The 12,156-nt window shown below is 44.0% G+C and carries 13 protein-coding genes; 3 read left to right on the top strand and 10 right to left on the bottom strand.

Going from position 1 to position 12,156, the window contains the following annotated elements; translation table 11 throughout:
- Window positions 1–154 precede the first annotated feature (154 nt).
- Entirely contained in the window at window positions 155–598 is a 444-nt protein-coding gene (locus CST_RS04350; protein ID WP_015358614.1) for a cell wall hydrolase, read from the top strand.
- A 42-nt stretch (window positions 599–640) separates the two neighbouring features.
- Complete coding sequence (locus tag CST_RS04345; protein WP_015358613.1) at window positions 641–1,144, top strand: hypothetical protein; 504 nt, start codon at window positions 641–643, stop codon at window positions 1,142–1,144.
- An 84-nt stretch (window positions 1,145–1,228) separates the two neighbouring features.
- Here CST_RS04345 and deoC read toward each other — a convergent pair whose 3' ends face one another.
- Window positions 1,229–1,900 (bottom strand): deoxyribose-phosphate aldolase, encoded by a 672-nt coding sequence (gene deoC, locus CST_RS04340; RefSeq protein ID WP_015484937.1) that lies wholly within the window; start codon window positions 1,898–1,900, stop codon window positions 1,229–1,231.
- An 89-nt stretch (window positions 1,901–1,989) separates the two neighbouring features.
- The gene (locus tag CST_RS13805; protein ID WP_015358611.1) at window positions 1,990–2,121 is read right to left on the bottom strand and encodes a hypothetical protein; all 132 of its coding nucleotides are present in this window, start codon (window positions 2,119–2,121) and stop codon (window positions 1,990–1,992) included.
- 80 nt (window positions 2,122–2,201) lie between these two features.
- Here CST_RS13805 and sigK point away from each other — a divergent pair, with 80 nt between their 5' ends.
- A complete protein-coding gene (gene sigK / locus CST_RS04335; protein WP_015358610.1) occupies window positions 2,202–2,906 on the top strand; it encodes an RNA polymerase sporulation sigma factor SigK in 705 nt (234 codons plus the stop codon).
- A 17-nt stretch (window positions 2,907–2,923) separates the two neighbouring features.
- Here sigK and ytvI read toward each other — a convergent pair whose 3' ends face one another.
- From ytvI to CST_RS04295, 8 genes are all read right to left on the bottom strand, one after another.
- On the bottom strand, window positions 2,924–4,084 hold the full coding sequence (ytvI, locus tag CST_RS04330) for a sporulation integral membrane protein YtvI (RefSeq protein WP_015358609.1): 1,161 nt from the start codon (window positions 4,082–4,084) through the stop codon (window positions 2,924–2,926).
- A 421-nt stretch (window positions 4,085–4,505) separates the two neighbouring features.
- Window positions 4,506–5,594 (bottom strand): tRNA 2-thiouridine(34) synthase MnmA, encoded by a 1,089-nt coding sequence (mnmA, locus tag CST_RS04325; RefSeq protein WP_015358607.1) that lies wholly within the window; start codon window positions 5,592–5,594, stop codon window positions 4,506–4,508.
- A 13-nt stretch (window positions 5,595–5,607) separates the two neighbouring features.
- Window positions 5,608–6,159, bottom strand: a complete 552-nt coding sequence (gene thpR / locus CST_RS04320; protein ID WP_015358606.1) for an RNA 2',3'-cyclic phosphodiesterase — start codon at window positions 6,157–6,159, stop codon at window positions 5,608–5,610.
- Between the two features lie 136 nt (window positions 6,160–6,295).
- Window positions 6,296–6,739: a Fe-S cluster assembly scaffold protein NifU gene (gene nifU / locus CST_RS04315; RefSeq protein ID WP_015358605.1), complete on the bottom strand. Its 444-nt coding sequence runs from the start codon at window positions 6,737–6,739 to the stop codon at window positions 6,296–6,298.
- Between the two features lie 47 nt (window positions 6,740–6,786).
- Window positions 6,787–7,977, bottom strand: coding sequence for a cysteine desulfurase NifS (gene nifS / locus CST_RS04310; RefSeq protein ID WP_015358604.1), 1,191 nt, complete (start codon window positions 7,975–7,977; stop codon window positions 6,787–6,789).
- Window positions 7,978–8,137: 160 nt separating this feature from the next.
- Window positions 8,138–9,385, bottom strand: a complete 1,248-nt coding sequence (locus tag CST_RS04305; protein ID WP_015358603.1) for a PDZ domain-containing protein — start codon at window positions 9,383–9,385, stop codon at window positions 8,138–8,140.
- 196 nt (window positions 9,386–9,581) lie between these two features.
- On the bottom strand, window positions 9,582–10,907 hold the full coding sequence (gene xylA, locus CST_RS04300) for a xylose isomerase (protein WP_015358602.1): 1,326 nt from the start codon (window positions 10,905–10,907) through the stop codon (window positions 9,582–9,584).
- Window positions 10,908–10,954: 47 nt separating this feature from the next.
- A complete protein-coding gene (locus CST_RS04295; protein WP_015358601.1) occupies window positions 10,955–12,154 on the bottom strand; it encodes an ROK family transcriptional regulator in 1,200 nt (399 codons plus the stop codon).
- Window positions 12,155–12,156 lie beyond the last annotated feature (2 nt).

The following is a 12,156-nucleotide window of genomic DNA, read 5'->3' as shown; positions in this document are numbered from 1 at the left end:
GCAGGTACTCCGGACAGAATTGTTAAATTATTGATTAATAATAACATAAAATTTTTTAACCAACCACATAATTCTGCATAGGATAATATTAGCAAAAACGCTCTTCATACTGTCGGATTACTTACACAATATTTCAGCGACGGCAGGTGATGATATGCCACTTTCGGCGAGGGAGTTGTTTGCACGGATGATAAGATGCGAAGCCGAAGGCGAAGGCGAAAGCGGCATGAAGGCAGTGGCAACTGTAATAATGAACAGAGTCCATGTCCCATACGGTGAATACATGAGGGTCTGCCAGGGAGATTTAAGAAAGGTTTTACTGCAGCCGTATCAGTTTACATGCGCAATGGAAACGGTATACGGGCAGTACAATCCCCAAAACATATACAATATACCGGCCAGGCAGGTGGACTACGATATAGCCGACTGGGCCCTTTCAGGCAACAAACACCCCGGCGTCGGGGAATGCCTGTGGTACTATAACCCGTTCTCAGAAAGCTGCAGTACATATTTTCCTGCAACTGGAACGGGTGTACTGTATAACCGTATCGGACAGCATTGTTTTTATTCGCCTACCCCCAGGTACGCAGAAACATAAATAAGCATGAATATGAAACTGATTATTTTGGAGGTTTAAAAAATGAACGGCGAAAACTTGTCAAATGTTCCCAAACCGATACACCAGCCGGCCTATGACAAGGACGGCAAACAAATTCCCGCGGGAACGGAACAGGCAGAACTGTTTCAGCCGGCAATGCAGCAAAGAGGATTTTATCAGACCTGCTCCTCCCCGCAGGAAGGAATGCTGCAACAGCCAGCACAACCCGCAAGCATTTTCCAGCAGCAACAAATACAGCCGGCCGCACCCATGAACGGAACAGCCCAGCGAACAACCATCATGTCCAGTGGCCGCGGCGTAAGAAACAGTGTTCTGAGCGACATCAATTTCACCCAGGGTTTTTTGCAGACCCAAATCGGCAGATATGTCAAAGTAGAGTTCCTTATTGGCACCAATATGTTCGTTGACCGTGAAGGAACACTGATCAGGGTAGGAACAGATTACATAATAATCCAGGAACCCGAAACCGATGACTATCTGCTCTGCGACATTTATTCAATCAAATTCATCAGGTTTTATTACTGACAGTTTTCTTCGCCGGTTCGGCCGAAGCATCAGGACAGTGATACCACACCCGGAAGCATGGCGCGGGTGTGGTATTTGTTTTGTTTACAGTGCCATCCCGCCGCAAATGACAGGGGTTGATGAAAAACCGTTTCCGATACGGCTCACGCCCATGTCCAGAAACATCCTTGCCTGTTCGGCAGTACGGATTCCCCCCGAAGCTTTTACTCCGATCCTTCCTGCTGCAGCCTTCAGCATTACCTCAACGGCTTTGACCGTGGCGCCTTCCCCGTAAAAACCGGTGGATGTTTTTACAAAATCGGCTCCTGCATTGACAGCGCACTCGGTAGCCCTTACTATCTCTTCCTCATTAAGCTGGGAGGTTTCAAGTATTACCTTCAGTAGAACATTTGCTGGTTTTGTAATTTCCGATACCGCCCTTATATCCTCTTCAACCCTGTTCCAGAGTCTGGATCTGATATAACCGTAATTTACAACCATATCAATTTCGTCAACGCCCCTTGCCACATACAGTTCGGCTTCCGCCCTTTTAATTTCCGGCGGAACCGTTCCGTGAGGAAAGGCAAGCACACAGCATACTCCTGTTTCCGTACCCCTGCACATATCAACAGCCAGGTCAATATCGCATGGCCGCACGCATACGGTTTTTACCTTATAATCAATTCCAAGCTGTATTGCATTGCGTACTTCTTCCTGAGTTAATTCGGGTTTCAGCACGGCGTGATCGATATACCTGTTAAACTCATATTTTTTCAACGTACAGCACTCCTTTTTCCACTTTTTTTGTTTCAAACCTTTTGCCCTCATTTTTTTATACGACGGCCTCCAAAGCCTTTTTCATAACATCATGCTTTGTCATTGCCAAAATCCATTTTGATTTTATCATAACATTGGTACGACAGCAGCTTTTTAATTTTCGTTTTCAAAAGCATCCGCCCTGTATTTTTGCCGGTTCCGCTGCACAAAAAAATCTTCATTAAACATGGACAGTCACCAAAAAGATATTCGCCGCATAAAATATAAAGCCTGAGTATAACGGCAGGGTGGTGAAAAAGACGTGCTGTCAAACATTTTTCTTAAAATATTGAATGAAATCCTCAACGCGGTATTTTTCACGGGATATATCGTCAATACCCAGTCCTTTCCCCAGCCGCTTACAGTGGAGGAGGAGAAAAAATATCTTGAGCTTTTCAGACAGGGAGACGAAGAGGCAAGGAATATTCTTGTGGAAAGAAATTTAAGACTCGTTGCCCATATCGCAAAAAAATATAATACCGGAAATACCGACAATGACGATATGATATCAATCGGAACCATAGGTCTCATTAAAGCCATTACAAGTTATGATCCCGACAAGGGAATCCGTCTTGCGACCTATGCCGCAAGATGCATTGAAAACGAAATACTGATGTATTTGCGCGCAACCAAAAAATTACAGAACGAAGTATCGCTGCAGGAGCCCATCGGCACCGACAAAGAAGGCAACGAAATCAGTCTGATGGACGTAATCGGAAATGAGGAAAGCATTGATGAAAAAGTCGCTCTGAAATTCCAGGTTAAAAAACTTTACAAAAAAATAGCCGAGGTTCTTAAAGGCAGGGAAAAAACAATCATAGAGCTGAGATACGGGCTTACAAACGGTTCGAACAAAACTCAGCGGGAAATTGCCAAAATGCTCGGAATATCCCGTTCATACGTTTCAAGAATAGAGAAGAAAGCCATTAACAAGCTGAATAAGGAACTTCAAAATTTAATCCCCTGATTTTTTCAGGGGATTTTTTAATCTTCCTTCCTTATAACCGTTACTTCCCTCACCGTGGCTTCCTTTACCGTTTCTTTTCTCGGCACGGGCCTCATGTAATAATCAAAGGTTTTATGAAGCCATCTTTTTATCTCATCGGTATTAAATATCGTGCCGAAAACCGTTTTTAAAATGACCATCAGTACCGGCCCCAGTATCATGCCCAGGATTCCGAACAATTGCAGCCCCAAATACATTGAAAACAGCGTCACGAGGGGATGCACCCCTATCTGCTGGCCGATGATTTTCGGCTCAATAAGTTGCCTTACCACAAGCACTATAATATAAAGAAGCAGCAGTGAAACTCCGCGCTGATAATTGCCCGAAATAAGCTCAACGATTCCCCATGGGATTAATACCGTTCCGACGCCGAAGACGGGAAGCGCGTCAACAATTGCGATTATCAGTGCAAGCAAAAGCCCGTTCTGAATTCTTAAAATCACAAAAGCTATCGTCAGTTCGGTAAAAGTTACTGTCATTAAAATCAGTTGTGCCCTCATCCATCCGAACAGGGCAAAAAACAGCCGGTTTATCACAATACGGGTTTTTTCCATCCACTGAACCGGAAACTGCTTGTCAAGGAAAGAATTAATATTGTTTTTGTCACTGGTCATAAAATAGGTCGCCAAAATGGTAACCACAAGGAAAACCAAAGCCTGAGGCAGACTGAGGGTAAAACTGGTGATCTTTTCAATCAAGGGTTTCAAAATCTCTTTCGCACTGTTTGCCGCCTCGGCAAAATACTGATCCACTGTGTCACTGATGGTTTTGGGCAACGATATATATACACGGTTAACCCGTTCTATTATCACCTCGGAAAACTGCTGCATGCTTCCGAAAATCACGTTTATCTGTTCATAAACGTTGATTATTTCCTTTACAAGTCTCGTAATTATAAGCCCGAGTATGGTTCCGAGAATTGTAAGCACCAGCAGTATTGAAAAAACAGCCCCCACTTTTCTCGGGATCTTTATTTTCTTCTCGAGAAAACTTACCAATGGTTCAATAAGGCTTGAAAGAATAAAAGCGATTATAAACGGAATGCAGTATACGCTTAGACGCAAAAGCAGAAAAACGCATAAAACAATCAATAGTATTATCAGTATCCTGATTGTCCTTCTCCTGTTAAACCCCGCCATCAGTTAACACCTTTGTCATCCGGTTTTGCAAATCAACGGTAATCAGTAAAAAACTGACTTTCCCGTGCTTTGTTAGTAACATATTAATAAAAATTATTATCTCAGTCAATAATCAAGCGTTATCCTGAATAAGCCGACAGTCGACCGAAATATCATCTAATAATACGGAACAATAAGTCCGTTGTCTGCTTCCAGTACCTAAAATAAACGATATTTTTAAATTCCGCCTGACTTTTTAAAACCGCATCCATTTCCTTAACCATTTCATCCATAAACATGCAGCGGTAGTTCCGATACCTGCCATAACACTACGGCAGGTTAAACGGATCTGTCCGCTGCAGCTTTTTTCAGCGCAGCGGCCTTAACTGTCGCCTGAGTAATAACAACCTGCCAGAACGTATTACCGGATTAACGCCGATTATTAATTATTTATCTGTTCTTCTATTATTCCACCGCCAAGTACTATGTCGCCGTCATAGAATACAACCGCCTGGCCGGGGGTTACGGCCCGCTGCGGGTAAGTAAATTCAACCTTAACCTTATTGTTGTCCAGCGGGGTTATAACCGCCTCGCTTTCCTTTGCCGAATAACGTATCTTTGCCATTGCCCTTATCGGGCTTTCAAGCTTTTCGAAAGCTATCCAGTTCAGGTCTGAAGCAATAAGACCCGCCGAATATTCCTTTCCGGCTTCACCGAGCACCACTGTGTTGTTCTTCGCATCAATTCTCACAACATACATCGGCTTGCCGAGGGATATTCCCAGCCCCTTTCTCTGACCGACAGTATAATTATAAATTCCCTTATGCATTCCAAGGATATTTCCCTCGGTGTCGACAAAATATCCTGGTTCCGGGGATTTTTTCAGTCTGGAACTTATAAAACCCGCATAATCATTATCGGTAACGAAACAGATTTCCTGGCTGTCGGGCTTGTCTGCCACTATAAACCCGAGTTCTTCCGCGATTTTCCTTACCGTTTCCTTAGTGTAATTCCCAATCGGGAACAAAGTCCTTTCCAGCTGATACTGCTTCATGTTATACAACACGTATGTCTGGTCCTTTTTGTCAGTCACCGACCGTTTTAAAAGATAGCGGCCCCTTGAGGCATCATATTCTATCCTCGCATAATGTCCCGTTGCTATATAATCTATTCCCATTGAGACGGCTTTTTTCAGCATTGCATCAAACTTCACATAACGGTTGCATGCAATACAGGGATTAGGTGTTCTTCCCTTTGTATATTCATGAACAAAATAATCTATAACACTTTTTTCAAAAATATCCTGAAAATTCAACACATAGTATGGAATATCCAGCTGAAATGCGACCATCCGGGCATCTTCCACCGCGGAAAGGGAGCAGCACCCTCCCTCGGGCTTTGGGCCAGGTAAATCATCCGGCCAAATCTGAAGGGTTACCCCTATTACTTCATAGCCTTCCTTTTTCAGCAGCGCCGCGGCGACAGAGCTGTCCACACCGCCGCTCATGCCTACCATTACCTTTTTCTTCATTCCACCCAACCTTTCATTTTTCCTTTGAAATATCGGTCCTGTACGTGCACAGGTATGTCAGTTTCCCGTTTATTCGAGTGCTTTCCATAAGAGAAATGCTCTTCACGTCAAACTTATGATTTAATAATCCCATTTCTCTTATTATTTTATCCAAATCACCGTCCGGAACAAATTCCCGCGCGAGGGTAATATGGGGTTTATATGGCCGGGTTTCAGGCTGAAAACCGCTTTTTGCAATTTCCCTCTCCAAATCCTGCTGAAGCTCAAAAAGCTCGCTGTTTCTCTTTATGCCGACCCATACAATACAGCTGTTTCCTCTTTCGAAAGTACCGATTTCGGCAAATTCCAGACTGAAAGGCCCGTGCCTTTTCGAGACCGCATCCTGTATACCCGTAAGCACGGGCAAATCCGACTGCGGCACTTCGCCCATGAAGCGCAGTGTAAGATGCAGGTTATCCCTCAACGAAAAATTCCCTTTAACCGCCTTTTCTCTTAACGCTTTCTGCTTTTCAGCCAAAACATCCTTCGTTTTTTCGTCAAACTCAATGGCATAGAAAAGTCTCATATTAAAACCTCACATTCAAAAAGGCGGCTGAAAAGCCGCCTCTGATAATCTACCGGGCAAATGTTCCCTAACTTCCTGCCGTAATATACCGCTGTTGCTGTCAGCCGGTAACGCGGTGACAGAAAACAGTCAACGGTTATTCTTCAGAATCTTCGGACTCTGTCTCGCATTTACAACAGCAGCCTTGGCATTCGCTGTTTTCAACATCCAGCCCGTGTCTTCTTTTATAGTCGGCAATAGCAGCGGCTATTGCTTCTTCAGCCAGTACCGAGCAGTGAAGTTTTGCCGGTGGCAGGCCGTCAAGAGCTTCAACGACCGCCTTGTTTGTCACCTTCAAGGCTTCATCGATGGTCTTGCCCTTAATTAATTCGGTAGCGATACTGCTTGTTGCAACTGCTGCACCGCAGCCAAAAGTTTTGAACTTGGCATCGACTATGACATTATTTTCTATTTTAAGATACATTTTCATTATATCTCCACATTTAGGATTTCCTACCTGGCCGACACCATCAGCATCTTCTATTTCACCCACATTTCTCGGGTGCATGAAATGATCCATTACTTTTTCACTGTACATCATATACAAATCACCCCCAGCATTGATACGCTGTAATCCTTTCCGTCAAATTAAGCTTTTTGTCCTTTTTTTACAAAATCCTCATATAGCGGAGACATCTGTCTCAGTCTCTCCACTATCTCCACGAGGTTGTCTACTATATAATCCACCTGTTCTTCGGTGTTATCCTCACCGAAAGTAATTCTCAATGAGCCGTGAGCTATTTCATGGGGTAAACCTATAGCCAGCAGCACGTGAGACGGATCCAGTGAACCCGACGTGCACGCGGAACCGCTTGAAGCCTGGATTCCCTTCATATCAAGCATTAACAGAAGGGATTCCCCTTCAATAAACTGGAAGGAAAAATTCACATTCCCGGGGAGCCTGTTTTCTCTGTCCCCGTTTAACCGAACATAAGGAATCCGTTCCATAACGCTGTCTATCAGCTTATTGCTGAGCTTGCGCAGGTGTTTGTTATATTCTTCAAGATTTTCATAGGCAAGTTTAAGGGCTGCAGCCATACCCACTATGCCGGGAACGTTTTCGGTGCCTGCACGCTTGTTTCTTTCCTGAGCCCCGCCATGAACAAAACTGTCGATACGTACCCCTTTTCTTACATACAGAGCTCCTACACCTTTCGGGCCATAAAATTTATGAGCCGACATCGACAGCAAATCCACATTCAAATCATTAACCTTAACATCCAGATTCCCCATTGCCTGCACGGCATCGGTATGGAAAATCACACCCTTTTCCTTTGCTATGGCGGCAAGCTCTTTTATGGGCTGTATGGTTCCGATTTCGTTATTTGCCATCATTATGCTTACAAGAGTGGTATCGGGTCTTATCGCTTCAGCAAGATCCTTCGGGTTTACAAACCCTCTTTCATCGACGGGGAGATAGGTAACTTCAAAGCCTTCTTTCTTCAAATAATCAAAGGCATGAAGCACCGCATGATGTTCTATTGCTGAAGTGATTAAATGTTTACCCTTTTTCCTGTTTGCATATGCAACGCCTTTAATTGCCCAGTTATCAGCTTCGGTGCCTGAACCTGTAAAATAAATCTCAGAAGGCTGGGCACCAAGGCATTCGGCTATTACTCCCCTTGCATTTTCTATGGCTTTTTTGCTTTCCCTGCCTAAAGAATATATGGATGACGGATTCCCAAAATATTCGGTAAAATAAGGCTTCATCGCTTCAAATACTTCGGGTTTTACATAAGTGGTAGCCGCATGATCGACATAAACTATATGTTTATCCATCTAAACACCTTCTTCTACCAACATTATAAATTAAACCGGATTACTTACGGTATGTATTAAAAGAGTATCACTACCGGTTTTAAAAGTCAATTACGGCACATGTCGCTTATAATTTTACCCTTTCATTCAATAAATAAACATTTTTTTGTCAAGCAAACGATTATTTCATAAACCTAAATCTTTCAACAATGTTTTTAATAATTGTGAAATTTTCATATTCGTCCAGCTGATATGTCACTTCCCATTCCCTTGGGACAAATATAACGCCCAGATCATTAACACCGTCGGGATAGCATTTGTATTCATATATTTTTATCCTTCCCGACGGATCTTCGGTATGCATCCAGATAAAAGTCGGACTGCTTGATAGAATATGCCTTATCCCGTCCTCGGTCTGTACCGGCTTGCCGTTGATATTTAGAATTATTTCTCCCCTTTTCATCTTCATCTTATCAGCGGGGCCTCCGGGAATAATTTCCAGAATCCTCACGCCACGCTGAACAGCCGTGTATAACGGTCTTTTTTTCTTTTCCATGTAAAGCCCGATCCGGTAAATCACTTCACGGTAGAGCAATGCGAACACCGAACCGGCCCACCGGAGAGCTTCAGTCTCTGTGGAGAAAAGCGCAAGAACAAACAGTATCAGTCCGCCGATGCTGAACATGACCGAATCATTCCTGCATTTTTCCTCGGGAGGTGTGGCAATGGCGACCGAGGAATAGCTTGTCACGCTGATTGCGCCGATAAGAAAAAACGCAGCACCGGAACTTATACGACCTATATCGCGATTAAACAAAGTCCCCCACTTGACTGTTATTTTATTGATTAGCAGCGAATACGGCGCAACCGAAAAAGAAAGGAAAATAAAAGGTACGGCGTAGTATTTCTGTTTTATAAACGCACCGGTTATCTGTCCGTTATGCTGTATAAAAACCGGAATATTGTCATGTTTGCGGGTCAAATACAGCAAAACCGACTCAACAACCTGTATCGTGGCTATGAAAACAAGCACTGACGGTATGTGTATTTTGTCATACCCGAAAATCAAAGAATAAAGGCAGATTAAGCCACCGGCATATGACGGGTTTACAAAACGGTGATTAAACAGCGCCAGAACGGCCATTGCAATGAGAAAAGCCTGAAGCCCTTCAGGGTCAATATAAATTCCAAGGCGTACGGTTAAAATTCCCCCGAAAAATCCTGTAACCAGCCCGGTAAGAAAAATCTCCTCAAGCGTCTCACGAAAATTCCTTGTTCGGCATTCATTGACACACTGCTCAAAGCCATACAAGATCTCAAGTCTTGCCCGCACAATAATGCAAATAAAAAGATATACGGCGATATATTTATAGTCCAGAAAAATCGAAAACACCAACTGCCTTGCGACAGCACTGACAATCTCCCGCATTCGTCCCACCATGAACAGTACAGACTGCTAATCAGTTATCCCTAAAACCGTTAAGGTCGTGATTTAGCTCTGTTTTTTCATCCCTCTTAATTTATTGTTTTTATTATAGCATGTTTTCAAAAAATAATGAAACCTTTGCTCCCGTTACCGCCGGCAACGGGTATATAATAAAAAAAGCCGCTTTACGCGGCTTTTTTTATCTTACACCAAGGATATACTGGTTGAGTATTGCTTCCAGCATTTCCTGTCTTCCTGACGTAATTTCAGGTTCGCCGTGTTCAAGGACATACGCCTCAAGCTCCTTGAACCCTACTTTACCCTCTACAATGTCCTTACCGATACCCGTTCTGAAGCTTGCATAACGCTCTTCAATAAACTTGTCGAAAATTCCGTCCTGCACAATCTTATAAGCCACCTTGAACCCAAGGGCAAATGCGTCCATACCGGCTATATGGCCATAGAACAGGTCAACGGGCTCAAAGGATCCTCTTCTTACCTTCGCGTCAAAGTTCAGACCGCCTTTCGTAAATCCTCCCATTTTAATGACTTCCATCATAGCCAGCGTTGTTTCATAAATGTTTGTCGGGAATTGGTCGGTATCCCAGCCGAGAAGCAGGTCACCCTGATTGGCATCTATACTGCCGAGCATGTCATGGATCCTTGCCACGCGTAAATCATGCTGGAAAGTATGGCCTGCAAGAGTTGCATGGTTTGCTTCAATGTTCAGTTTGAAGTCCTTGTCAAGGCCGTGCATTTTCAGGAATCCTATAACCGTCGCAGCATCAAAGTCATACTGATGCTTTGTGGGTTCTTTTGGCTTGGGCTCAATCAGCAGCTGTCCGTCAAACCCGATTTCCTTCTTGTAATCAACGGCCATGCGCAGGAAACGGGCAAAATTGTCAAGTTCGAGTTTCATGTCGGTATTCAGCAGTGTTTCATATCCTTCACGGCCACCCCAGAATACATAGTTTTGACCGCCGAGTTCCTTTGTAATTTCCATGGCTTTCTTAACCTGGGCCGCTGCATAGGCAAAAACCGCAGCGTTGTTTGATGTTGCCGCACCATGGGTAAAGCGTCTGTGGCCGAAAGCATTCGTGGTACCCCAAAGTAGTTTGACATTACTGTCCTTCATTCTGTCCTTTATGCGGGCCACAATCTCATCAAGACGTCTGTTTGTTTCCCTGAGGTTGTCGGCTTCAGGAGCTATATCCCTGTCATGGAAACAGAAGAACGGCACATCGAGCTTCTCACAAAATTCGAAGATAGCGTCAACTTTTGCCCTTGCCAAATCCATCGGATCGGTAATGTTATCCCATGGTCTTATTGCCGTGCCGTCCAACCCGAAAGGATCGCTGCCTCTTCCCTGTAATGTATGCCAGTATGCCACCGAAAAACGGAGGTGCTCCTTCATCGTTTTTCCGCCGATTACTTCGTCGGGGTTGTAAAACTTAAATGCCAGAGGATTGTCAGATTTGGGGCCTTCGTATTTTATTTTCGGTATGTTTTTAAAAAATTCACTCATATTTACTGACCTCCCGTTAATATTTTTTCAGCCACAGTAAGGCTGATTTACTTTCCGAAAACTTTCCGTATCGGAATCATTGCCGCGCCCAGCGCAGAAGAATTCATGCCGAATTCCGAAGTGAGAATTTTAACTTTCGATAACGGATATTTAAGGGCTTTTTCATTTACCGTTCCTATTAACGTGTCCATTACCAGCGGAGCATAATCAGCAAAACATTTACCAAGGACAATTGCCTCGGGATTTAATGTGTTGATTAGGAAAGCCACCGCATAACCAACATATTTTGCACCTTTGTTAAGCACTTCTATGCACAGTTCATCCCCTTTATATGCAGCGTCAATCACCCGTTCCCATGTAAGTGCACCCGTTCCGGGGCGGATTACCTCGGAAGAATACCCGTGCTGAATTTTGTCATTTATTTCTTCAAGCATATGGCGGACAGATGCGTAGGTTTCAAGGCATCCCCTGTTTCCGCAGCCGCATTGCCTGCCGTTTTCCTTTACAATCAAATGCCCTATCTCCCCTGCGCTGCCGCTGTACCCGCGATAAACCGATTCCCCGATGAATATGCCTGCTCCAATTCCCGATTCAATGTTTATGCAAACAAAGTTTTCAACATTTGAGCATTTTCCAATCCAGTGTTCGCAAATTGCCGAACACATTGCTTCGTTCTCTATGTATACCGGCAAGTTCAGGATTTTACTTATTTTCGAATCCAGGTCCACTTCACTCCAGGACAGGTTTGGTGCTATGACAACCTTGTTTGTTTTCCTTTCCAGAATACCGGGAATGGACAATCCGCAGCCGATAAACCTGTCCACGTCCAATTTTTCACCGGCGACGGTTTCATAAAACTTTTCGCCGATAAGTTTAACAACCTCGTCAGCAGTTATACCCCGGCCGTATTCAAAACTCTTCTGCACGAGAATATTGGCGGTAATATCGGCTATTACCATTTTCAATTCGGTCATACCAATATCAAAGCCGACAGCAAAGTACGAATTTGGCTTTAACTCAAGCATCACCGGTTTTCTTCCGCCTGTGGATTCTCCCTGCCCTGTTTCGTGCAAAAAACCTTCCTTTATAAGCTCGCGGGTGATGCTGCCGCACGCCGTAGGGGAAAGGCCTGTCAAATCGGCCAGTTCCTTGCGGGACAGCCTTTTGTTCTTCCTGATCAGATCCAAGATGATAGCTTTATTAAGTTCCTTAAGATACTGATTATTACCCGTTATTTTCTTAGCCATAG

Source organism: Thermoclostridium stercorarium subsp. stercorarium DSM 8532, assembly GCF_000331995.1.
Lineage (GTDB): Bacteria > Bacillota > Clostridia > DSM-8532 > DSM-8532 > Thermoclostridium > Thermoclostridium stercorarium.
Note: the sequence above shows the minus strand (reverse complement) of the source record. Positions and strands in the feature narration are given on the sequence as shown.

Coding starts and splice junctions, on each gene's coding strand:
- CST_RS04350 (WP_015358614.1), top strand. CDS start 155: ATGCCACTTTCGGCGAGGGAGTTGTTTGCACGGATGATAAGATGCGAA.
- CST_RS04345 (WP_015358613.1), top strand. CDS start 641: ATGAACGGCGAAAACTTGTCAAATGTTCCCAAACCGATACACCAGCCG.
- CST_RS13805 (WP_015358611.1), bottom strand. CDS start 2,121: ATGAAGATTTTTTTGTGCAGCGGAACCGGCAAAAATACAGGGCGGATG.
- ytvI (WP_015358609.1), bottom strand. CDS start 4,084: ATGGCGGGGTTTAACAGGAGAAGGACAATCAGGATACTGATAATACTA.
- mnmA (WP_015358607.1), bottom strand. CDS start 5,594: ATGAAGAAAAAGGTAATGGTAGGCATGAGCGGCGGTGTGGACAGCTCT.
- thpR (WP_015358606.1), bottom strand. CDS start 6,159: ATGAGACTTTTCTATGCCATTGAGTTTGACGAAAAAACGAAGGATGTT.
- nifU (WP_015358605.1), bottom strand. CDS start 6,739: ATGATGTACAGTGAAAAAGTAATGGATCATTTCATGCACCCGAGAAAT.
- nifS (WP_015358604.1), bottom strand. CDS start 7,977: ATGGATAAACATATAGTTTATGTCGATCATGCGGCTACCACTTATGTA.
- CST_RS04305 (WP_015358603.1), bottom strand. CDS start 9,385: ATGCGGGAGATTGTCAGTGCTGTCGCAAGGCAGTTGGTGTTTTCGATT.
- xylA (WP_015358602.1), bottom strand. CDS start 10,907: ATGAGTGAATTTTTTAAAAACATACCGAAAATAAAATACGAAGGCCCC.
- CST_RS04295 (WP_015358601.1), bottom strand. CDS start 12,154: ATGGCTAAGAAAATAACGGGTAATAATCAGTATCTTAAGGAACTTAAT.